The sequence below is a fragment of the Pseudomonas sp. LBUM1666 genome, assembly GCF_059695775.1.
The window spans coordinates 2455040-2475508 of record NZ_CP166789.1 but is presented as its reverse complement, the minus strand read 5'-3'; the positions used below and the strand labels follow the sequence as shown (position 1 = coordinate 2475508).

At 60.6% G+C, this 20469-nt stretch carries 22 protein-coding genes; 7 read left to right on the top strand and 15 right to left on the bottom strand.

The window, feature by feature from the left end:
* The first annotated feature begins 34 nt into the window (after nt 1–34).
* Nucleotides 35–955, top strand: a complete 921-nt coding sequence (locus tag ACA056_RS11235) for a LysR substrate-binding domain-containing protein (protein WP_497272731.1) — start codon at nt 35–37, stop codon at nt 953–955.
* Here the strand turns inward: ACA056_RS11235 and ACA056_RS11230 are convergent.
* The 4 genes from ACA056_RS11230 to ACA056_RS11215 form a co-directional block, all read right to left on the bottom strand.
* A complete protein-coding gene (locus tag ACA056_RS11230) occupies nt 876–1472 on the bottom strand; it encodes a DinB family protein (RefSeq protein WP_497272729.1) in 597 nt (198 codons plus the stop codon). The genes ACA056_RS11235 and ACA056_RS11230 overlap by 80 nt on opposite strands.
* Before the next feature lie 93 nt (nt 1473–1565).
* Nucleotides 1566–2681 carry an NAD(P)/FAD-dependent oxidoreductase gene (locus tag ACA056_RS11225; RefSeq protein ID WP_497272725.1) on the bottom strand — a complete coding sequence of 372 codons (1116 nt, stop codon included), beginning with the start codon at nt 2679–2681 and terminating at the stop codon, nt 1566–1568.
* Between the two features lie 16 nt (nt 2682–2697).
* Complete coding sequence (locus tag ACA056_RS11220; protein ID WP_497272723.1) at nt 2698–4011, bottom strand: MFS transporter; 1314 nt, start codon at nt 4009–4011, stop codon at nt 2698–2700.
* Nucleotides 4012–4293: 282 nt separating this feature from the next.
* Entirely contained in the window at nt 4294–5082 is a 789-nt protein-coding gene (locus ACA056_RS11215; protein ID WP_497272721.1) for an SDR family oxidoreductase, read from the bottom strand.
* A gap of 398 nt (nt 5083–5480) precedes the next feature.
* Here ACA056_RS11215 and ACA056_RS11210 point away from each other — a divergent pair, with 398 nt between their 5' ends.
* From ACA056_RS11210 to ACA056_RS11200, 3 genes are all read left to right on the top strand, one after another.
* Nucleotides 5481–6647: an iron-containing alcohol dehydrogenase gene (locus ACA056_RS11210; RefSeq protein WP_497272719.1), complete on the top strand. Its 1167-nt coding sequence runs from the start codon at nt 5481–5483 to the stop codon at nt 6645–6647.
* Nucleotides 6648–6660: 13 nt separating this feature from the next.
* On the top strand, nt 6661–6975 hold the full coding sequence (locus tag ACA056_RS11205; RefSeq protein ID WP_497272717.1) for an NIPSNAP family protein: 315 nt from the start codon (nt 6661–6663) through the stop codon (nt 6973–6975).
* Between the two features lie 178 nt (nt 6976–7153).
* Nucleotides 7154–8137: a cyclase family protein gene (locus ACA056_RS11200; protein WP_497273518.1), complete on the top strand. Its 984-nt coding sequence runs from the start codon at nt 7154–7156 to the stop codon at nt 8135–8137.
* On the opposite strand, the gene ACA056_RS11195 is transcribed toward ACA056_RS11200, so the two are convergent.
* The 4 genes from ACA056_RS11195 to ACA056_RS11180 all read right to left on the bottom strand — a co-directional run bounded on the left by ACA056_RS11195 (nt 8130) and on the right by ACA056_RS11180 (nt 12521).
* A complete protein-coding gene (locus ACA056_RS11195; protein WP_497272715.1) occupies nt 8130–9059 on the bottom strand; it encodes a LysR family transcriptional regulator in 930 nt (309 codons plus the stop codon). The genes ACA056_RS11200 and ACA056_RS11195 overlap by 8 nt on opposite strands.
* Nucleotides 9060–9132: 73 nt before the next feature.
* The gene (locus tag ACA056_RS11190) at nt 9133–10716 is read right to left on the bottom strand and encodes an aldehyde dehydrogenase (NADP(+)) (protein WP_497272713.1); all 1584 of its coding nucleotides are present in this window, start codon (nt 10714–10716) and stop codon (nt 9133–9135) included.
* A 168-nt stretch (nt 10717–10884) separates the two neighbouring features.
* A complete protein-coding gene (locus ACA056_RS11185; protein WP_497272711.1) occupies nt 10885–11823 on the bottom strand; it encodes a cyclase family protein in 939 nt (312 codons plus the stop codon).
* A gap of 329 nt (nt 11824–12152) precedes the next feature.
* Nucleotides 12153–12521, bottom strand: a complete 369-nt coding sequence (locus tag ACA056_RS11180; protein ID WP_140683711.1) for a DUF6124 family protein — start codon at nt 12519–12521, stop codon at nt 12153–12155.
* Between the two features lie 663 nt (nt 12522–13184).
* Here ACA056_RS11180 and ACA056_RS11175 point away from each other — a divergent pair.
* Nucleotides 13185–13502: a DUF2388 domain-containing protein gene (locus tag ACA056_RS11175; RefSeq protein WP_497272709.1), complete on the top strand. Its 318-nt coding sequence runs from the start codon at nt 13185–13187 to the stop codon at nt 13500–13502.
* Nucleotides 13503–13554: 52 nt separating this feature from the next.
* Here the strand turns inward: ACA056_RS11175 and ACA056_RS11170 are convergent, their stop codons facing one another.
* A complete protein-coding gene (locus tag ACA056_RS11170) occupies nt 13555–14484 on the bottom strand; it encodes a pyridoxal-phosphate dependent enzyme (RefSeq protein ID WP_497272707.1) in 930 nt (309 codons plus the stop codon).
* Nucleotides 14485–14551: 67 nt separating this feature from the next.
* On the bottom strand, nt 14552–15343 hold the full coding sequence (locus ACA056_RS11165) for an SDR family NAD(P)-dependent oxidoreductase (RefSeq protein ID WP_497272705.1): 792 nt from the start codon (nt 15341–15343) through the stop codon (nt 14552–14554).
* A gap of 123 nt (nt 15344–15466) precedes the next feature.
* On the opposite strand from ACA056_RS11165, the gene ACA056_RS11160 reads away from it, so the two are divergent.
* Complete coding sequence (locus tag ACA056_RS11160) at nt 15467–16414, top strand: GlxA family transcriptional regulator (RefSeq protein ID WP_497272703.1); 948 nt, start codon at nt 15467–15469, stop codon at nt 16412–16414.
* Nucleotides 16415–16459: 45 nt separating this feature from the next.
* Nucleotides 16460–17119 (top strand): methyltransferase family protein, encoded by a 660-nt coding sequence (locus ACA056_RS11155; RefSeq protein WP_497272701.1) that lies wholly within the window; start codon nt 16460–16462, stop codon nt 17117–17119.
* 107 nt (nt 17120–17226) lie between these two features.
* Here ACA056_RS11155 and ACA056_RS11150 read toward each other — a convergent pair whose 3' ends face one another.
* The 5 genes from ACA056_RS11150 to ACA056_RS11130 form a co-directional block, all read right to left on the bottom strand.
* Nucleotides 17227–17895 carry an HAD-IA family hydrolase gene (locus ACA056_RS11150; RefSeq protein ID WP_497272699.1) on the bottom strand — a complete coding sequence of 223 codons (669 nt, stop codon included), beginning with the start codon at nt 17893–17895 and terminating at the stop codon, nt 17227–17229.
* 78 nt (nt 17896–17973) lie between these two features.
* A complete protein-coding gene (locus ACA056_RS11145) occupies nt 17974–18381 on the bottom strand; it encodes a response regulator (RefSeq protein WP_497272697.1) in 408 nt (135 codons plus the stop codon).
* Between the two features lie 181 nt (nt 18382–18562).
* Nucleotides 18563–18844, bottom strand: coding sequence for a pentapeptide MXKDX repeat protein (locus ACA056_RS11140; RefSeq protein ID WP_497272695.1), 282 nt, complete (start codon nt 18842–18844; stop codon nt 18563–18565).
* Nucleotides 18845–18914: 70 nt separating this feature from the next.
* On the bottom strand, nt 18915–19700 hold the full coding sequence (locus ACA056_RS11135; protein WP_497272693.1) for a molybdopterin-dependent oxidoreductase: 786 nt from the start codon (nt 19698–19700) through the stop codon (nt 18915–18917).
* Entirely contained in the window at nt 19697–20317 is a 621-nt protein-coding gene (locus ACA056_RS11130) for a cytochrome b/b6 domain-containing protein (RefSeq protein ID WP_497272691.1), read from the bottom strand. Before ACA056_RS11130 ends, ACA056_RS11135 begins: the two co-directional genes overlap by 4 nt.
* Between the last annotated feature and the right edge of the window lie 152 nt (nt 20318–20469).

Below are 20469 nucleotides of genomic sequence, written 5' to 3'. Positions count from 1 at the left end.
CTGAAAAGATCCCGAAACCCAGCGAGAAGCCCGCATGAACCGCAACGACCTGCGCCGCGTCGATATGAACCTGCTGGTGATTTTCGAAACCCTGATGTTCGAAAAAAACCTGACCCGGGCCGGAGAGAAGCTGTTTCTCGGTCAGCCCGCCGTCAGTGCCTCATTGGCCAAGTTGCGCGACCTGTTCGACGACCCGCTGCTGGTGCGTAACGGTCGTGTGCTGGAGCCGACCCAGCGGGCGCTGGCGATCCTCAAGGAATTGCAGCCGGCGATGGACACCATATCCGGCGCGGTCAGCCGGGCGAAGGATTTCGACCCGTCCACCAGCCGCGATGTATTTCGCATCGGCCTGTCCGACGACGCCGAGTTCGGCCTGTTTCCGTCGCTGCTCAAGCAAATACGCGAAGAGGCGCAGAACGTCGTGGTGGTGGTGCGTCGGGTGAATTACCTGCTGATGTCTTCGATGCTCTCCAGCGGGGAGATTTCCGTCGGAATCAGCTACACCACGGAACTGCCGGCCAACGCCAAGCGCAAGAAGTTGCGTGACCTGAGCGTCAAGATCCTGCGCGGCGACAATCGTCCCGGCACCCTGACCCTGGATGAATACTGCGAACGTCCGCACGCGCTGGTGTCGTTTTCCGGGGATTTGACCGGGGCCATCGACAACGACCTCGCGCGCATCGGCCGCTCACGCCGGGTGGTGCTGGCGGTGCCGCAGTTCGCCGGCCTGCGTGCCTTGCTGGCCGGCACCGACATGCTCGCCACGGTGCCGGACTACGCGGCGTGCGCGCTGATCGAAGGCAGCAGCCAGCTGCGGGCCGACGACCCGCCGTTTGACATCGTGCTGTCCGAACTGTCCATGGTCTGGAACGGGGTCAACGATAACGATCCGGCAGAACGTTGGTTGCGCTCGCGAATTGCCCAACACATGTCGGCGCCGCTGCCGGTGCTTTGAGCGATTGGAAAGCAGCAGGGTCGGTCTCACGCAGGTACACCGGCAAGTCAGTGACCGGCGGCATGACCGGAATCTCGAAATACATCTGGATCACCCAGCCACGGTGATAACTGGCGTGATTGACCACATGCATCAGTATCGCGCCGGCGCTCATGATGCCGCTTTCCCCCGAGACAAAGCTGAACTCGACGGGTTTATCCAGCGAGGTATCGGTCTGCCGTTCGCTCCAGTTGCAGTACCAGTGATCGATGTCCTTTTGCGCCATGCGCAGCTCAGCGAGGTCGGGATGCAGCAGATCGTGTGACGTCTTGAAGCCGTGCCCTCGGCCTTCGAGGTGGGCCTGCCAGATGCAGTCCACCACGTAAATGTGGTTCAGGGTGCCGATCATGTTCTTGAACACCGACACGCGTTCTTTATTGACCTCACCCGGCGGCAGTGCGGCCAGGCTGTCAAAGAGGCGTTGATTGGCCCAGCGCTTGTAATCAGCAAGCATGCGGGCAGTGCGTACGTTAATCATCGCAGGTCTCCCATTGTGATGGGCGCACTGCCAAGCATAGCCCTCAGGGCGAGCGGCATTGTAAACGCTGATTACCGGTCACTTCGCGACCTGCTACAAGGAGTGCGGAGTCAACCGCTGCACCACCCGATCGGCCAGCGCCAGGCAACTGGTCAGCCCCGGCGATTCAATACCGAACAGGTTCACCAGCCCCGGCACACCATGCTCGGCCGGACCACTGATGACAAAGTCGGCCGCCGGCTCGGTCGGGCCCGTGATTTTCGGGCGGATACCGCTGTAGGCCGGTTGCAGGCTGTTATCGGGCAACGCCGGCCAGTAGCGCCGGATCGCCTCGTAGAAGCCATCGGCTCGGTGTGGATCCACACGATAGTCGACCTGATCGACCCATTCGACGTCCGGCCCGAAGCGCGCCTGACCACCCAGATCCAGCGTCATGTGCACGCCCAGCCCCGCACTCTCCGGGGCCGGATACACCAGATGCCGGAACGGCGCCCGGCCGCTGAAACTGAAATAGCTGCCTTTGCACAATCGTGCCTCGGGAACGTGCTGCGACGGCAAGCCTTCAATCCGGCTCGCCACCTCAGGCGCGGACAGTCCGGCGCAATTGATCAACTCGCGGCAACTCAAGGCCATCGGTTGGGCGCCGCCCATCTGCAGATCGAAACCTTGCTCGGTGCAACGGGCCGACGCCAGCGGCGTATGAAAAACCAGCGATGTGCCGCTGGCCTCGGCATCTGCCTGAAGCGCCAGCATCAGGGCATGGGAATCGACAATCCCGGTGGACGGCGACCAAAGCGCAGCGACGCAGGACACTGCCGGTTCAAGTTCCCGCGACTGTTCGGCGTCCAGCCATTGCAGGTCATCGACGCCATTGCACTGCCCCTGCTCCAGCAACTTTCGCAAGGCCACGCACTGACCGTCATCCGTGGCGACGATCAGCTTGCCCAGGCGCTGGTAATCGACGCCGCGCTCATCGCAAAAGGCGTAAAGGCGTTGCTTACCCTCCACGCACACTTGCGCCTTGAGGCTGCCGCTCGGGTAGTAAATGCCGGCGTGGATCACCTCCGAATTGCGCGAACTGATGCCCACGCCAATGCCCTCGCCCGCCTCGACCAGGATCACTTCCCGCCCGCTGCGGGCCAGGGCTCTGGCGACCGCCAGCCCGACCACACCGGCCCCGACCACCACGCACTCGATATCGACGCTCACCTGCCCTGCGCTCCTTTCACGCCAGCCCTCGTTCCCGATAATCGATCAGGCTGGAGAATATCGCCAGCAGCATGGCCATGACCACGAAGAAGATCAGCACCAGGAAATACGACCCGGTGAACTGCACGATCAGCCCGATCAGGATCGGCACGATCACCCCGGCCATGTTCCCGCAGAAGTTCATGGTGCCGGCCAGCACGCCGGTTTTCGAAGTGCCGCCGAGGATCGACGGAATGCACCAGTACATGCCGCACCAGCGAATGAAAAACATCGCCACGCAAAGCAAACCAATCGCTTTGCTGGCCTCGCTCGCATATGCAACCGCCAGCATGCACAGGGCCGCCACCAGCGCCGAGCCGCTGAACATGCTACGCATCACAAGGTTTGGCGAGGCGCCGCTGGATTTCCATTTATCCCCCAGATAGCCACCGACCAGCTCGCCGACAAAACCGCACATGAAGATCAGGAACGTCGCCCCGCCCATGCTCGAAATGTTCAGGCCGTGGGTCTGGTGCAGGTAGCTCGGCATCCAGGTCAGCAAACCGTAGAACACGCTGAGGATGCAGCAATAACCGGCGAACATGGCCAATACCGAGCGATCCTTGAGCAGCTCCCTGAGAGGAATGCTGGTGACCGCACCGGGTTGGCTGACTTTGATATTGCCCTCGGTGATGTGCGCCAGTTCCGCAGCATTTACACCAGGGTGTTCGCTGGGATGGTTGCGGATGTACTTCCAGGCCAGCACGCCGGCGAGCATGGTGCCGATGCCGGCAATCACGAAGGCGATACGCCAGGAGTCGAACCAGCCGATCAGGCCGGCAATGATGATGGCGCCGAAGGCACTGCCCAGCGGTGCACCACCATCGACCAGCACTGCGCCGCGCCCGCGTTCGTTAGGGGTCAGCCATGCGCCGTTGAGCTTGGCCCCGGCGGGCATGATCGGTGACTCGGCAATGCCCAGGCCCATGCGTGTGATCAGCAGCGTGATCCAGTTGTGCGCGCCGGCGGCCAGGGCCTGAAAGGCGCCCCAGGCGACGGTCGCGATGACGATCACACGGCGGGTCTGGAAACGATCCAGCAGCATGCCGCCGGGAATTTGCATTAACGCGTAGGACCAGAAAAACGCGCTGAGCATCAAGCCTTCCAGCGCCGGCGGGATCTGGAACTCACTGGAAATCAGCGGCAAGGCCACCGACAGCGAGGCGCGGTCGATGTAGTTGATCGCGGTCAGCAGCAACATGATGAGGAAGATCCGCCAGCGCACGCTGGTGGGGCGCTCGGTTGCAGACGCGGCGGTCAGCCGCAGGGTTTCGGCACTTGGATTGTTCATGAGGGGCGCTCTTTATTGTTGTGGATGCAAGCGGCCCAATGCCTGTCAGTCAAGGTTCTGAACACCGCAATCCCTGTGGGAGCGAGCCTGCTCGCGATAGCGGTGCATCATTCAACAGGGATGTTGGCTGACAGTCCGCTTTCGCGAGCAGGCTCGCTCCCACAGGTTCTGCGTCATGACTGACTGGTATTAGGCAAGCCGCCCCACTCTAATCACGCACCCGGCAGCTGAATAATGAGGGGATCTGATTGGGGGATCACCGATCGTCATCCCCCCAAAAGATCAGAACGTACCGGGGTAACTGCCGCCGTCCAGCAACAGGTTTTGCCCGGTGAGGAAACCGGCGTGGGCGCTACAGATGAACGCGCAGTAGGCACCGAACTCATCGGGCTGGCCGAAACGCTGGGCCGGCACGTGCTGGCGCCGCTGTTCGCTGATGCTCTCGACCGAGGTGCTGTTGGCTTCGGCGGCGGCACTGAGGGTTTTGTGCAAGCGCTCGGTCTCAAATGGGCCTGGCAGCAGATTGTTGATCGTCACGTTGTGCCCGGCCAGCCGAGACTGGCGCGCGAGCCCGGCGATGAAACCGGTCAGCCCGCTGCGGGCACCGTTGGACAGGCCGAGCACATCGATTGGCGCCTTCACCGCGCCGGAGGTGATGTTGACGATGCGCCCGAAACCGCGCTCGGCCATGCCATCGACGCAGGCCTTGATCAGCTCGATGGGCGTGAGCATGTTGGCATCCAGCGCCTTCAGCCAGTCTTCACGCTGCCAGTCGCGGAAGTCACCCGGCGGCGGACCGCCAGCGTTATTGACCAGGATGTCCACCTGCGGACACGCCGCCAACACCTGCTCGCGCACTGCCGGCGTACTGATATCCCCGGCCACCGTGCGCACTTCGATGCTCGTCGCCAGGCTGCGCAACTCAGAGGCGGCGGCCTGCAAGGTTTCGTTGCCACGGGCGTTGATCACCAGGTTAACGCCCTCCTTCGCCAAGGCTCGCGCACAGGCCAGACCCAGCCCCTTGCTGGCGGCGCAGACGATGGCCCAGCGGCCCGAAATAGCCAAATCCATGATGGTGCTCCTGTTGGTTGTGAGTTGAGGAAGACTGCGTGCGTTTAGGGTGAAGTCGTGGTGTTACTGGATTTTGCACCAGGCTTCGGAACCAGCCCTCACCCTAGCCCTCTCCCGGGGGGAGAGGGAACTGACCGAGGTGTTTAGTCGATGTGCTGCGACCTGAAATACCGTGGCGAACTCAGGTTTGAAAGCCATGGAGATCAGCTCCCTTTCCCCCTCTCCCCCGTGGGGAGAGGGATGGGCGGGCGGCGTTCCGATGAGGGGCTGGATCTTGAAGCCAGCACACCCCTTCCGACAAGTGATGACAAACAGTGATCCCCAGATCAGACCTTTTCATTATCGGCAGTCCCCGACGCTTATTACTGTCTCCAGACCAATAAGAACCGGAGACACACATGAACCCGTTCCAGTTTTATTTCCCCACGACCTTGAAAAGCGGCAACGGCCTGGTGCGTCAGGCCGGTGCGCTGCTCAAGCCGCATGTTCGAAAAAAACTGCTGGTGGTCACCGACGAAGGGCTGATGGCGTCGGGCGTGATGGAAGGCTTTTTCGCCTCGTTGGCCGACAGTGACATTCACTACGAAGTGTTTTCCGGCGTAGAACCCAACCCCACCACCGACGTGCTGGAACGCGCCGTGGCGTTCCTGAAAAACCACGACTGCGATTCGGTGATCGGCGTCGGGGGCGGCAGCAGCATCGACACCGCCAAGGGTGTCGCGGCCATGGCCACCAACCCTGGCAACATCCTCGACTACGAGGGCTACGACAAGCTGCTGCACCCGCCTCTGCCGATCTTTGCTATCCCGACCACCTCCGGCACCGGTAGCGAATGCACGGCCTCCACGGTCTTCACCAACACCAAAACCCTGTTCAAGACCGTGATCATCAGCCCGGCGCTGTTTCCGAAACTGGCGATTCTCGACGCCGAACTGACGCTCAAACTGCCGCCATCGATCACCGCTGCCACGGGCATGGACGCGTTGACCCACGCCATCGAATCCTACGTGTCGAAGCAGGCCAACCCGGTCAGCCAGGCCCTGGCGCTGCAAGCGATCAAGATGATCTGCACCCACCTGCCGAAGGCATTTTTCAGCGGCTCCGACCTGCACGCCCGGGAGCAGATGCTGCTCGGTTCGTTCCTCGCCGGCGTCGCGTTCGCTCAATCGAAACTGGGCAACGTGCACGCGATCTCCCACACCTTCGGCGGCGTTTTCAACATTCCCCACGGTATCGCCAACGCGACGCTGCTGCCCTACGTCATTGAATACAACCTGGCGGCCTGCCCGGAGCTGTTTCGTGAAATCGCCATGGCCATGGGCGAGAACGTCGATGGCCTGAGCCCTGCCCGCGCCGGACACAAAGTGGTGGAGCACGTGGTGGCGCTGAACAAGGCCATCGGCATTCCCGACAACATCAAGGACCTGGGCGTGGACCTCGACTACATGCCGCAAATGGTCAGCGACTCGATGCGCAGCGGCAACGTGCTGGTCAATCCACGCCTGACCACCGCCGCCAATATCGAACGAATCATCAGCAACGCCTGGCACGGCACTCATTCCTGAAGAGACGACGCCCATGTTTTACGAAATGCGCACCTACACGATTCAAATCGGAAAAATGCAGACCTACCTCAAGCACTTCGAAGAAACCGGTCTGCCGGTGATCTCCCGCTACACCACGCTGGTGGGCTGGTGGTACACCGAAATCGGCGAGCTGAATCAGGTCATCCACATCTGGGCCTACGAGAGTCTCGATGACCGAATCAAGAAACGGGCCGCGCTGTATCAAGACCCGGATTGGCTCGAAGGCTTCGTGCCGAAGGCATTCCCGATGCTGGAAAAGATGGAATCGAAACTGCTGATCGCAGCGGAGTTCTCCCCCATCAAATAACCCCAACACAGCTCCGATAGGCAGCGCGGAACCTGTGGGAGCGAGCTTGCTCGCGATTGCGGTTGATCATTCAACATCGATATTGACTGTCCCGCCGCTATCGCGAGCAAGCTCGCTCCCACAGGTACCGCGCATGGATTCAGGTCCGTCGGTATCCGCTCAAACCAAGGACAACCTCATGTGCGACCACAACGCCAATAACACCGCCGCTGACCGTTCTCCCGACATCAAAGCCTTGCTCGAAGGCCTGCCGACCAACTGGGGCAAATGGGGGCCGGACGATGAAGTCGGCGCCCTGAATTACCTGCAAAGCGCGGAAATCCTCCGGGGTATCGCCTCGGTCCGCCAGGGCAAGACCTTCACCCTGCAAGTGCAGATCGGCCACCCCAAAGGCGAACCGTTGTGGCCAGGCCGACGTCCGTCAATGCGCGTCAACGTGCTGGACAAGGGCCACTTTCTGGCCGGCAAGACCCATTTCGACGGCCACGTGGAATACGCCGACGACGTGATCTTCATGCACCTGCAAGGCTCGACCCAATACGACGCGTTGGGCCATGTCTGGCACGACAACAAACTGTGGAATGGCTACGACGCCATGAGCACCATCGGCAGCATGGACAAGGCCAGCATCCTGCCGATTGCCGAACGCGGGATTGTCGGGCGCGCCGTGTTGATCGACATGGCACGCCATCGCGGCAAAGCGGTGCTGGACAAGGGCGAAACCTTCAATCACCTGGACCTTCTGGCCGCAGCAAAAGCCCAAGGCATCGAGATCCAGAAGCGCGACATCCTGATCATCCGCACTGGCTGGATCGGCTCGTTCTATGAGCGCGAACCGGAAGAGTTCTACAAGGATTTCGCCGAGCCGGGGCTGACCTTCAGCCGCGAGCTGGTGGAATGGTTTCACCAGATGGAAATCCCCAACCTGGTGACCGACACCATGGCCAACGAAGTGGCGGTCGACCCCACCTCGGGCGTGCTGATCCCGCTGCACAATGCCTTGATGCGCAACCTCGGCGTGACCTTCACCGAGGTGGCGATGCTCGATGATCTGGCCAGCGATTGCGCCGAAGACGGCCAGTGGCAGTTCCTCTACACCGCCGCGCCATTGAAGGTTGTTGGCGGCACCGGTGCACCGGTCAATCCAATCGTGATCAAGTAATCAGGTCCTGCTGCAGTTCGTTGATCAGCAAGGTCGCCGCCGGGGAAAGATCGGCGCCGGCCCGGCTGATCACGCCGTAAGGCTCGATCAATGCACGCATCGATACCGGCAGCTTCACCAGCAAGTCGAATTGCTCGCAGAACCGGGCCACTTCCACTGGAATCACCGCCAACAAGGTCGGGTCCTGTTGCACCAGCAAAATGGTGGCGAAGGTGGATGAGGTTTCCAGCGGATAACGCGGAATCTCCAGCCCTGCCTCATTCAGTTCACGCTCCAGGGCCTGACGCATCGGCATGTCCTTGGGATAGACCACCCAGCGATAGTCACTCAACTGCGACAGCTGTAATGACTCGGCACTGGCCAGCGGATGGTCTTTGCTGGCGACCACCGCCAAGGGTTCTTCGCTCAGTTCAATGCAGTCGTAAGCGTCCGAGCGCTGGCCGACGCTGGTGCGACAAATCGCCAGATCCAGTCGTCCCTGATCCAGCAACCCGAGCAATGTGGCGCTGGTGTTTTCCACCAGTTCCACAGACAGCTCCGGCTGCTTCAGGCGCAACTCGGTCAGGGCTCGGGTCAGCAACGGCACCGCCCCCATGATCACCCCCACCGAGAGCCGCCCGCCCTGGCCTTGCATGATGCTGAGCATTTCTTCGCGCAGATGTTCGACATCGCTGTAGATCAGCCGCGCATAACGAATCATGCAACGGCCCATTTCGTTGGCCACCAGACCTTTGGGCTGACGTTCGAACAGCGGCATGCCGAGCAACGATTCGACTTCACCCAACGCCTTGGTGGCGCCGGACTGGGAAATCGAAATCTGCTCGGCGGCCTTGTGCAACGAGCCACGATCATCCAGCGCGATCAGCAACCGCAGTTGTTTGAGTCGCAAGCGTGAAGCGATGCTGCCTAAGGAAGGAACCATGTTTGAGTGTGCTCGATTCAAAGGGCAAATCCGTCAGGGCCCACGCCGACATCTGCCGGCGTGGGCAAGGTGTTCAGCTCAGGGGCGCCCTGCTCCACTGGCCGTCGACCAGTCGATTGAGGCTCAACGGGTTAGAGTTTTGCAGCGCCTCGGGCAGGTATTCATCAGGATAGTTCTGGTAGCAGACCGGCCGCAGAAAGCGATCAATGGCGAGGCTGCCGACCGAGGTGCCGCGACTATCCGACGTGGCCGGATAGGGCCCGCCATGCACAATCGCATCGCTCACTTCCACGCCGGTCGGGTAACCGTTGAGCAGCAGCCGTCCGACCTTGTCTTCGAGCAACGGCAACAGGTCGCTGAAGCGATCCAGGTCCGCCGGCTCGGCGATCAGCGTGGCGGTCAACTGGCCGTGCAAACTGTTGAGCACGTCGCGCAACTGCTGCTGATCGACGACTTCCACCACCACCGTAGCGGGGCCGAAGATCTCTTCCTGCAACAGCGGATCGCCTTCGAGTAACAGCTGCACATCCGCCTTGAACAGCTGCGGTTGTGCCTGCGAATCCCCTTGGGGTTGACCGGCCAGGTGATCGACGTGGTCGTGGGCGGCGATGTGTTGCAGGCCGGCGCGATAACTGTTCAACGCGCCGATGTTGAGCATGGTCTGGGCCGGTTGGCTGCCCATGTTCTGCGCAAACACCTCCAGGAACTCGCTGAACTGTGGCGAACGCAAGCCGATGATCAAACCGGGGCTGGTGCAGAACTGGCCGCAACCGAGGTTGATCGACGCCGTCAGTTCCTCGGCGACTTGGCGGCCACAGCTGCGCAACGCTTCGGGCAGCAGGATCACCGGGTTGATGCTCGACATCTCGGCAAACACTGGAATGGGCTGCGGTCGCGCGGCGGCCAGATCGGACAAGGCCCGACCGCCCTTGAGCGAGCCGGTGAAACCCACAGCCTTGATGCCATCGGCCTTGACCAGTGCCTGACCGACGCCGGCGCCGTAAATCATGTTGAACACACCCGACGGCATACCGGTGCGTTGCGCCGCGCGAACGATGGCGCTGGCCACTCGGTCAGCGGTCGCCATATGCCCGCTGTGAGCCTTGAACACCACCGGGCAACCGGCGGCCAGCGCCGAAGCGGTATCACCGCCAGCCGTGGAAAACGCCAGTGGGAAATTGCTCGCCCCGAACACGGCGACCGGGCCGACGCCGATGCGGTATTGCCGAATATCCAAGCGTGGCAGCGGCGTGCGCTCAGGCAACACCTGATCGATGCGCGCGCCGAGGAAATCACCGCGACGCAGCACCTGGGCAAACAAGCGCAACTGACCCGTGGTGCGGCTGCGCTCACCACGTATCCGCCCTTCGGGCAATGCGGTTTCCTGGCACACCAACGCGATGAAATCATCTCCCAGCGCATCGATTTCATCGGCGATTGCGGTGAGAAATTCGGCCCGTCGTAGCGGCGAAAGCTGACGAAACGGCGCAAAGGCTCGCGTGGCGGCTACCACTGCCAGCGCGACTTCCTGATCATCGGCCTGATGAAAAACGTAAGGCAGCGGCTTCCCGGTGCTGGCGTCGAAACTGTGCAGCGTCTCGCGGCCCAGGGCGCTGCGCTGCCCGTCGATGAACTGCTGGCCCAAAATATCGGACATCAAAAACTCCCTCGCCTGCGTTCGGCAGGCGATCACTCGAATTGAAGGGATACGCCCAAGGCGCACGCTTCACTCTATGGGCCGGGGTTATAGGCAAACAAATGACAACAACGGGCCAGGGGATGAGCGTTTGTCATCCCCTGTCCCGTCTTGCGTGTGCAATCAGTGTCAGTGAATCGCGACCGGATTGATGTTGACCTGGGTCGAGCCCTTGTACAGCGGCTGCCCCAGCACAAACATGAATTCCCACGCCTTATCTTTCACCAGCGCTCGGCTGTCGATCAGCTCAAGGTTGTAGATGCCGTTCTTGGCCAGCATGAACTGGTTGACCGGGAATTCCTGGCCGTCTTTGGCCGGGTAGATTTCCGAGGCCCAGGTGTCACCACCGAACGCGACGATCTGTTTGTCCGCCAGCCACTTGGCCGCGGCCATGCCGATGCCCGGCTCCACGGCGAGGAATTTCTCATTGTCCTTGCCCAACAGCTCCAGCCAACCGGTGTTGAACAGCACCACATCGCCCTTCTGAATGGCGATGCCTTGCAGGTCCAAAGCCTTCTGGATGTCGGCGACGCTGAACTCGGTTTTCTCCGGCACGATGGCGCTGCCGTACACGGCGGTCATGTCCAGCACCACGCCACGGGTGACGATTGGCGGGACCTTTTCGATGCCGAGCTTTTTCACCCCTTCGACGGTCACGAAATCCGCTGCGCGATTGCCGTTGTAATAGACGTTGTCGATACCGATATGGCCAATGCCGTTGAGCTGCGTGCCAACGCCAGTCCAGCCCACCACCAGTTCATCGTTGAAGGTGAATTTGTTCGGCCCCATCGTGGTGCCGCCCGCTTCGCCCGGCTGGATGTTGGTCAGGTGAAAACTGCGATGACGGAAGGCCGGCAGGGTTTTGTCGATGGGCACGGCCAAGGGGTAGGTTTTGCCGGTCTTGATCAGTTTCGAGGCGTTGATCACCGACTCGGCGTTCAGCAGATTCAGCGCGCCGATTTCATCGTTGGCGCCGTATTTTGAGGGGTACCATTTTTCAGTATCTGCGGCCTGGACGGCGCTGAAGGTGAAAAGCAAGGTGAAGGGCAGTATCAAGCGATTCAGCATGAGGGGGGTCCTTTTGGAGTAGCAGTGGACCCAAGGTACGCAGCCCTTCTGTGGGGAAACAGACAGGAATGGGCAATACATTTGTTCTGGATTGTCACGAGTGATGGTGGCGCTGGTACTTCTAACACTGAACCCCTGTGGCGAGGGGGCTTGCCCCCGTTGGGCTGCGCAGCGGCCCCAGTAAAGCTGTCGCGGTGTATCAGAAAGTACTCGATGGCCGATTTGGGGCTGCTGCGCAGCCCAACGGGGGCAAGCCCCCTCACCACAGAATGTTCCATCAGAAGTAAGTGTCGTGAGGGAGCACGCTCCCTCACGGGCGCGCCTGGCTGCTACCCAGGCTTGTGGTTATCCAATACCCGATTGACCGCTAACTCACCCAACATGATCATCCGCTGCAGCACCAGCATCGTTTGCCGTCGCGGGCCGTCCGTTACGTCGGCGAGATCGTTGACCATGGCGCTGGCTGATGCCAACGATTCACAGGCCTCGACGAGCAACGTTTCGTCATCCACCGCTGCGTCGATGGTGAAAATGGTGCTGGGCTTGCGGGGCGGTATCTGCGTTTTCGACGCCCCGGGGTTGAGGTAGAAGCTGAGTGCGCGGTCGGCCGCCTCTTTCATTTTCCTGGGGTCAAGATCAAGAAAGGCGTCGTAGGGTAACGGACTGGTATTCGGGGGGTTAGGCGTAACTTTGAACATAGATGAAGCTCCAACTTGCAATATTGAGGAGCCATCACCCTCGCTACCAAACGAAGGGTGGCGGCCATACGTGGGTTGGTAGACCGGTCGAAGTTGGGAAAACCCGGCGCTCACAATGGAGCCCCACGCATGACCACCATAAAAGCAGAGTCCCGAAAAGAGACTGCATAAGGTGTTGCCATGCAACTTCGTAGCGGGCTACCAAACCCGATCACTGTTTTGCAGTGACCGGGAAACGATATAGCCCGCCCCATAGCCGCACAAGCCGGCGGATTCTGGCGTACGCGTAGGTAACGACGCAAGGTGTTGTAGCCGCTTATGACGTAACACCGAGTGTCTTTAAACAGTCGTCGTTAAACATGTTTATGCACTGCGCCAGATCCGACGCCATCGCGAGCAAGCCCGCTCCCACATTGAATCTCGGGTGGCCGCAGAATTTGTGGTCAACCTCGATCCCGATCAATGCCTGGTCTTGCGGCGAAGCCAAGCTGGCTGATCCAGCGTTATTGGTGGAGATCATCGTGTGTGCAGCGAGGGGCTGAGTTTTTTTCAGAGGCACGCATTGAACTGATATCGCTTCGCCAGGGAACTCCTGACGTCCGCCACGCATCCTAGACTATGAGGTACTTCCTTTTTTGCTTCATGCTTTCCGAGGACACCGTCATGCGTCGTCTGATTATCATCTCTTCACTAGTGCTTTGTTTGCCCGTTGGTTCGGCCATGGCCGATGTAGATGCAAAAGATGTCGCCACCTCGGCTGGGGTTTCCGCATCGTTGTACTCGACCTTCAAGGATGACAAACGGGTGATTCCGGCCCGAGATGACGCCACCAGCTTCGTCGCCAGTGGCGGTGCGATTCGTGGTGCTTATCTGGAGTCGTACTTAAAGCAGATTCGCCTGGAAAATCCCGGCCTCAACGCCAGCGACGAAGACCTGGCCAGAGCCATCCTCGTCCAGGAAGGCGTAGCTGCAGGTCAATAAAGGCTGAAAAAGTAGCGGTGGGGCTCGCAGCACCCGGATAGCGTTTGCAGCCCTACCTTGCTTCCGCGCCTGATAATCGCGCCCACCCCGCCACCAACTGCGCGCTGATGCTCACGCCGCCGCACACCACAATCACCACATCATGGGCCTCGGCAATCGCCGGATGGTCCAGGTAGCCAATCGCCAACGAAACGCCGCACGCCGGCTCGACCAACTGACGCAGATCGTTGGCGTAACGGACCACGCCCATGATTGCCTCTTCATCGCTAAGCACCACGCACTCATGGGGGAAATCGAGGATGTGCTGCACCGGCCAGGAGGCCACTTGCGCCGCGCCAAGCGAGGTGGCGACGGTGTCGATCCGCGGCAGTCTGACCGGATGCCCGGCAGCGACCGCGGCCGCAAAAGAGGCCGCCCCCTGGGTTTCGCAAGCAATGATCCGGCAGTCCATGCGGTCATGGCGAATCAACCCGGTGAGGATGCCCGCCAGCAAACCACCGCCCCCGACCGACGTCACCACTGCATCGACCTGAGGACAGTCTTCGAGGATTTCATCGACTATCGTGCTGTGCCCTTCCCACAACACCGGATGATCGAAAGCCGGCACGTATTCAGTGTCCGCGCCTTGCGAGAGTTCCTTCGCCCGTTGATTCGCATCGTCCCAGAGCTTGCCATGGACGATCACCTCGGCACCGGTTTTCCTGATCCGTGCGCGGGTGGTTTCCGGCGTGGTGTGCGGCACCACAATGCAGGCTTTCAACCCCAGGCTGGCGGCAGCCACGGCGGTGGCGAAACCGGCATTGCCGCCGGAAGGACAGACGACTTTGCGTTTGCCCTGCGCTTTTGCCTGACTGCACAACAGGCCCATGCCACGCAATTTGAACGAGCCGCTGGGTTGCAGGTTTTCCAGCTTGAGCCAGATCCGCCGGGCCGGCGTCGACAGGCCCGGGTGCAGAATCAACGGTGTTCTGATGTGAAGCATGGTGAAGCTCCTTAAGGGTGAACGGTCCTTATCCAAGCTTAGTTCACCCTGCCCGGCGGCTACCGCTTCAGCGATAACGCGGTGCTGCCGTGGAGTTGCCGAACAAACCTGAAAGCGTCTGACGCTGGGCTTCGTAGGCGTCCCACTGATCGCCTTGGTGCAGGCCCGGAATGGTCACCACTTCGCCTTGCGCCAGGCCCGTCAGCGCGGCATCGACCATGTCCTGGGCAGACATCACGATCTCTTGCGGCAGGTTTTCCGCCGGGTTGCCGGCCTCGCTCCAGAAGTCGGTGGCGGTGGCACCGGGCAATACGGCCTGGATACGAATGCCTTTGTCGGCCAGCTCGCGGTGCATCGATTGGCTCAGGCCGAGAACAAACGCCTTGGTCCCGCCATACACGCCGTTGAGAATTTCCGGGGCGATGGCAACGATCGAGGAGATATTGATCACAGTCCCGGTGCCGCGAGCGACGAAGCCTGGCACCACCGCGTAAGCCAGGCGCATCAACGCGGTCACGTTGAGGGTGATCATGTCTTCCATGTCATCCACCGGGCTGCCGAGCAGCGGCATGACAGCGCCGACCCCGGCGTTGTTGACCAACAAGGTGATACTGGCGTCGGAGCGTAGAATTTCTTCGATCCGCCGCACGTCGGCCTTGTCTTTCAGATCAGCGGCGACCACTTCGACGGCGCGACCGGTTTCGTTGCTGAGGTGGTTGGCCAGGGCGTTCAGTTTTTCCTGGCTGCGGGCGACCAGAATCAGGTCGTAACCCTGCCGCGCGAGCCGGTCGGCATACACCGCGCCGATGCCCGAAGAAGCGCCAGTGATCAGCGCGGTACCTTTGGATGAGAGGGCCATGTCGATTTCCTTCACAGTGAGGCGATAACGTCGCCGGGTGTGAACCGTTATAAATGGTCTAACGCCCGTCTCAAATGACGTTTAAAGTACGTTTTTCAGACACGACCTTTTGAGGACATCTCGATGACTTCCGTGGCATTTGTAGTGTTTGAAGGGTTCCAGTCCATGGCGCTGGCGGCCATGCCGGTGTTCGAGTACGCCAACTTCAGCGCCGGCGAAGCGCTTTATGACGTCAGCGTATTGTCCGAAGACGGCCGCACATTGCGCGCTTCCGGTGGGCTGAGCGTCGGCACCGAGGCCTTTGGTGAGCGGGTGTTCGATACGGTAATTGTTGTGGGCGGCGATGCCATCCTCGAGCAGGCGCCCGAGGGCGTGCTGACTTACCTGCGCGACAGCGTTAAAACCGCACGGCGCACGGCGTCGATCTGCTCCGGGGCGTTCGTCCTGGCCCAGGCCGGTTTGCTCGACGGACGGCGGGCCACCACCCACTGGGCTTATGCGCGGGAGCTGCAAGCGCGGTTTCCGTCGATCAAGGTCGAAGAAGACCGCATCTACGTCGTCGACGGTTCGATCTGGACCTCCGCCGGGATGACCGCTGGCATCGACCTGGCGCTGGCCATGGTCGAAAAAGATCACGGCGCCGCACTGGCCCGTTCCGTGGCGCAGAAACTGGTGATGTACCACCGCCGCGCGGGTGGCCAGTCGCAGCACTCGGCGCTGCTGGAACTGGAAGCGAAATCCGACCGCATTCAAACCGTGCTCGGCTATGCGCGAGAACACCTCACCGAGACGTTGTCGGTGGAGCAACTGGCGGACGTCGCGCGCCTCAGCCCTCGGCAATTCAGCCGGGCCTTTCGGGCGGAAACCGGTCAATCACCGGCCAAGGCCATCGAGAACCTGCGCCTGGAAACGGCGCGGCAGTTGCTGGAACGCGGGCGCCTGACCCTCGACCAGATCGCGGAAGAGTCGGGTTTCAGCGACTGCCGCCGCATGCGCGAAGCCTTCCTTCGGGCATTCGGGCAGCCGCCGCAGGTGATTCGGCGTAATGCCAGGGCCGGGTTGAACGCGTGAGGGGCGCAGGGCCTCTAAATTGAAAAGAATCAGCACGAGGTGCTTATGAAAATCTCGGCCAAACTGGCGTTTTTCGCCGTTGTTTCCACCCTCGCCTACCTTGGGCTCGCGGTGTGGGGGCTTGGCGGATTCTCGGCGTTTTTCGCTCATGCACCGCTGGTGGTCATTGTGTTTGCCACTTTGGTGATGGCCATCGCGTCCTTGTTCACCGAGGTCAACCTGAGTTCCGGCGAACGTGAAGACCGGGCCAATCGTTGGGTGCTGCCGGCGTTCGGGGTGATCGGATTATTGAGCGGGTACCTGCCGGCCTACACCGACCGGATAGATTTCTGGACCTTGGGTGGCGAAGGTGTGCGCTGGCTCGGCGCGTTGTTGTTCATCATCGGCGGCACGCTGCGGCTGTGGCCGGTGTTTGTGCTGGGCAAGCGTTTCAGTGGTCTGGTGGCGATTCAGCCGGGGCACACGCTGGTCACCGACGGGATTTATCGCACCTTGCGCAACCCCAGTTATCTGGGGCTGATGATCACTGCAGTGGGCTGGGCACTGGCCTTTCGCTCCGGCGTTGGCTTGTTGCTGGCCGCGGTGACGCTAATCCCGCTGATCGCCCGTATTCACTCCGAAGAAGGGCTGTTACGGGCGCAATTCGGCAGCGAATACGAGGCTTATTGCGCCCGCAGTTGGCGGCTGATTCCGGGGGTTTATTAGTCAATCCACAAATCCAGTGTGGGAGCGAGCTTGCTCGCGATGGGGGCCTGACATTCAACATTTGTTTTGAATGACACTCCGCCATCGCGAGCAAGCTCGCTCCCACATTAGATAGTGTGCAGGCGGATTTGGTCGTCGTGATCCACATGCGCGACGACCGACTCATAACTGGCAAGCGTGGCATACGGGGTCTGGAGCGGATGGTCGTGGGTCGCGGTCACCACGATCAGGCCCGCGCCCGCCGCCTCGGCGGCGAGAATGCCCACGGTGGCGTCTTCGAAAATCAGGCAATCGGCCGGTTCAACGCCCAAGCGCTTGGCCGCCAGTCGATAGCCCGCGGGATCGGGTTTGCCGGCACTGACGTCTTCGGCAGTAACCATCACCAAAGGCTCTGGAATACCCGCCGCGGCCATCCGCCGCAGCGCCAGCGCTTTGGGTGCCGAGGTGACAATAGCCCATTGGTTGGCGGGCAGCGACTTCAGGAAATTCGCCGCGCCAGGCACCTCAATGATCCCCTCGACATCCTCGATTTCCGCCTCGGTGATGAACGCCGCTTCAGCCTCGGCATCCACCCCGGGCAACGCCAGACGATTGATGGTGTCGATGGCGCGAACGCCATGGATGGTGGGCAGGAATGAGTCGACATCGACGCCGTGGCGCAAGGCCCAGGCCGCCCAAATCCGCTCCGCAGCGGCGATGGAATTGAGGACGGTGCCATCCATATCGAACAGAAAAGCGCGGTACGGGGTATTGAAGACAGATTCTTGAGCAGACAAGGGGGGGCTTCCTCTCGCAAGTGCCAGGCGGGTTCGCCGAGCAATGTAGCATTTGCGAGGCAGACGCTGCCGCAGGTTCTACAGGGTACGTTTCGACTTCAAGGCACCTTCCACACAGTCCAGCAACTGCCCAAGCGCCCACGGTTTCTTGATGAACGACACCGAATGCCTGACCCCGGCGCTTTCCGGTGTTTCAAAACCGGACATGATCATGATCGGTTTGTCCGGCCAGCGGTCGCCGAACAGATTGGCCAGGTCCGCACCATTGAGTTTGCCCGGCATGGTGATGTCCGTGAGCAACAGCACCACCTCGTTGGCGTGCTGTTCCAGATATTCCGATGCGGCGTCTGCACTGACATGCGGTTCAACCACAAAGCCTTCCTCCTGAAGAATTTCACAGAGAAACTCCAGGATCATCGGGTCGTCCTCAACCACAAGAATCAATCCGCCAGGAAAGTGATCGCCTGCCATCGATTCTGGACACATGACTTTGCCACTCCCTGATCGTATAAATGATTTCGCGGGCTCGAATCCGCTACCTATCAGGTATGAGCAGCGGACTTCGCGGAAATTCATTTTTGATGCAATCGGGCGATAAATCAGGCGCCATACAGCGCTGCATGGGCGCCTGCAAACCAGGGTCTGGCCTCGATCAAGGGTGTGCGGATCAGTACGACGGAGCGTCTTTTTTCAGGGTATCCTTGGACATCGCATCCTTCTTCATTCCGTCCTTGGACATGGTGTCTTTCTTCATCGCGTCCTTGCTCATGGAATCCTTGGTCATGGTGTCCTTTTTCATCGTGTCTTTGTGCATGGCGTCTTTAGACATTGAATCCTTGCTCATGCTGTCGTTGCTCATGCCGTTATTGGTTGTAGCATCGGCGGCAAACACGCTGGCGGCGCCAAACGCCAGGCACATGGACAGTACCGTGGTCGCTAACTTTTTCATGATGGAACTCCTTGAAGCACAGGTTGCGAATAAGCGCAGCGGGGCTGCGCAGTAAAGTGGCCAGGCGCCGTCAGCTGCCACCGAACCAGTTGTAGCCCTGGTCTTCCCAGTAGCCACCCGGGTAGGTGTTGGTGACGAACATCGCCTGAATGTGTTTGGGATTCTTGTAGCCCAGCTTGGTGGGCATGCGCAGCTTCATCGGGAAGCCGTATTCGCGCGGCAGCACCGCGCCGTCATAGGTCAGCGCCAGCAAGGTCTGCGAGTGCAGTGCGGTGGCCATGTCGATGCTGGTGTAGTAGTCGTCCGCGCATTTGAAGCCGACATATTTGGCATCCGTGTCGGCACCGACCCGCTTCAGGAAGTCGCTGAACCGCACGCCGCCCCAGCGCCCGATCGCGCTCCAGCCTTCGACGCAGATGTGTCGGGTAATCTGTTCGGTCTGGGCCATGGCGCGCAGTTCTTCCAGGCGCCAGCTGCGCTTGTCGGCGACCATGCCGGTCACTTCCAGTCGATAACTCTCTTCCTCCACCGTCGGCGCCTCGTCGATGCCGTAGAAGGCATTGAACGGAAACGGCCGGGTGATCATTGACTCGGGATAGGTCGGCGCCAGGGTATTGGGGTTGAACAACCAGCCCTGCACCCGATCGTTGAACCGGGACATGGAGGACAACGCGGTTTCGACGCTTTCGTTGTCGGTGAGGTTGCAACCGGACAACATGGCCACGCCGCCGAGGGTCAGGCCGCGCAACAGGAACGAGCGGCGTGAGCGGTCCTCGATTTGTGGGGCAATGATTTTCCTGGCATCCGTCAGGATGGACGACTCGTCCAGCCCTGAGCCTTGAATGCGCTTTTTCATACGACCTCCTTGCGACCGACAATCATGGCCCACAACGTTTTGGGAGCTAGTGCGACCATCACCAGATGAACCGCGACAAAGGCCACCAACAGCGACATCGCGATAAAGTGCACGTGCCGCGCGCCTTCGTAACCGCCCAGCAGTTCACGCAACAGCGGAAACTGGACGGACTTCCACAACACCAGCCCGGAAATCACCAGCAGCGTGATGTCGACCATCACGAACAGGTACGCCACCCGTTGCACCTGGTTGTAATGACTCGGATCGGCATGCTCCAATCGCCCTCTCAACGCCGCCCACACGTCATGCAGGACACCTTTAGGTGACACCGGGAAAAAGCGCCGTTTCAGACGACCACTGACGAGGTTGATGGTCAGGTAGACAAGACCGTTGACGGCCAGAAGCCACATCGCCGCGAAATGCCATTGCAACGCGCCAGCGAGCCAGCCACCCAAGGTGATCGTTTTGGGAAAACTGAAGTCGTACAGCGGGGAAGCGTTATAGATTCGCCAACCGCTGGTGACCATGACCAGCACCGCCAGGGCGTTCAGCCAATGGGTCAGCCGTAGCCAGCGGGGATGGCTGCTGACCGTGGGTGAAGCAGGTAACTGCGACATGATGGGCTCCCGGCGGTTGATCGTTGGAGCCGATTATGCGAGCCGACAGATCGCCAAATCCTCACGTAAAGTTAAATTAAACGTGATAACTACCCCCCAATAACCTGTGGGAGCGAGCTTGCTCGCGATGGCGGTAGATCAGTCAATATTGA

Excerpts from the sequence above, each read along its gene's own strand:
- ACA056_RS11165 (WP_497272705.1), bottom strand. The coding sequence starts at position 15,343 with ATGGCCCTCTCATCCAAAGGTACCGCGCTGATCACTGGCGCTTCTTCG.
- ACA056_RS11160 (WP_497272703.1), top strand. The coding sequence starts at position 15,467 with ATGACTTCCGTGGCATTTGTAGTGTTTGAAGGGTTCCAGTCCATGGCG.
- ACA056_RS11195 (WP_497272715.1), bottom strand. The coding sequence starts at position 9,059 with ATGGTTCCTTCCTTAGGCAGCATCGCTTCACGCTTGCGACTCAAACAA.
- ACA056_RS11170 (WP_497272707.1), bottom strand. The coding sequence starts at position 14,484 with ATGCTTCACATCAGAACACCGTTGATTCTGCACCCGGGCCTGTCGACG.
- ACA056_RS11180 (WP_140683711.1), bottom strand. The coding sequence starts at position 12,521 with ATGTTCAAAGTTACGCCTAACCCCCCGAATACCAGTCCGTTACCCTAC.
- ACA056_RS11130 (WP_497272691.1), bottom strand. The coding sequence starts at position 20,317 with ATGTCGCAGTTACCTGCTTCACCCACGGTCAGCAGCCATCCCCGCTGG.
- ACA056_RS11190 (WP_497272713.1), bottom strand. The coding sequence starts at position 10,716 with ATGTCCGATATTTTGGGCCAGCAGTTCATCGACGGGCAGCGCAGCGCC.
- ACA056_RS11205 (WP_497272717.1), top strand. The coding sequence starts at position 6,661 with ATGTTTTACGAAATGCGCACCTACACGATTCAAATCGGAAAAATGCAG.
- ACA056_RS11145 (WP_497272697.1), bottom strand. The coding sequence starts at position 18,381 with ATGTGTCCAGAATCGATGGCAGGCGATCACTTTCCTGGCGGATTGATT.
- ACA056_RS11155 (WP_497272701.1), top strand. The coding sequence starts at position 16,460 with ATGAAAATCTCGGCCAAACTGGCGTTTTTCGCCGTTGTTTCCACCCTC.
- ACA056_RS11210 (WP_497272719.1), top strand. The coding sequence starts at position 5,481 with ATGAACCCGTTCCAGTTTTATTTCCCCACGACCTTGAAAAGCGGCAAC.
- ACA056_RS11230 (WP_497272729.1), bottom strand. The coding sequence starts at position 1,472 with ATGATTAACGTACGCACTGCCCGCATGCTTGCTGATTACAAGCGCTGG.
- ACA056_RS11185 (WP_497272711.1), bottom strand. The coding sequence starts at position 11,823 with ATGCTGAATCGCTTGATACTGCCCTTCACCTTGCTTTTCACCTTCAGC.
- ACA056_RS11215 (WP_497272721.1), bottom strand. The coding sequence starts at position 5,082 with ATGGATTTGGCTATTTCGGGCCGCTGGGCCATCGTCTGCGCCGCCAGC.
- ACA056_RS11135 (WP_497272693.1), bottom strand. The coding sequence starts at position 19,700 with ATGAAAAAGCGCATTCAAGGCTCAGGGCTGGACGAGTCGTCCATCCTG.
- ACA056_RS11175 (WP_497272709.1), top strand. The coding sequence starts at position 13,185 with ATGCGTCGTCTGATTATCATCTCTTCACTAGTGCTTTGTTTGCCCGTT.
- ACA056_RS11200 (WP_497273518.1), top strand. The coding sequence starts at position 7,154 with ATGTGCGACCACAACGCCAATAACACCGCCGCTGACCGTTCTCCCGAC.
- ACA056_RS11220 (WP_497272723.1), bottom strand. The coding sequence starts at position 4,011 with ATGAACAATCCAAGTGCCGAAACCCTGCGGCTGACCGCCGCGTCTGCA.
- ACA056_RS11140 (WP_497272695.1), bottom strand. The coding sequence starts at position 18,844 with ATGAAAAAGTTAGCGACCACGGTACTGTCCATGTGCCTGGCGTTTGGC.
- ACA056_RS11235 (WP_497272731.1), top strand. The coding sequence starts at position 35 with ATGAACCGCAACGACCTGCGCCGCGTCGATATGAACCTGCTGGTGATT.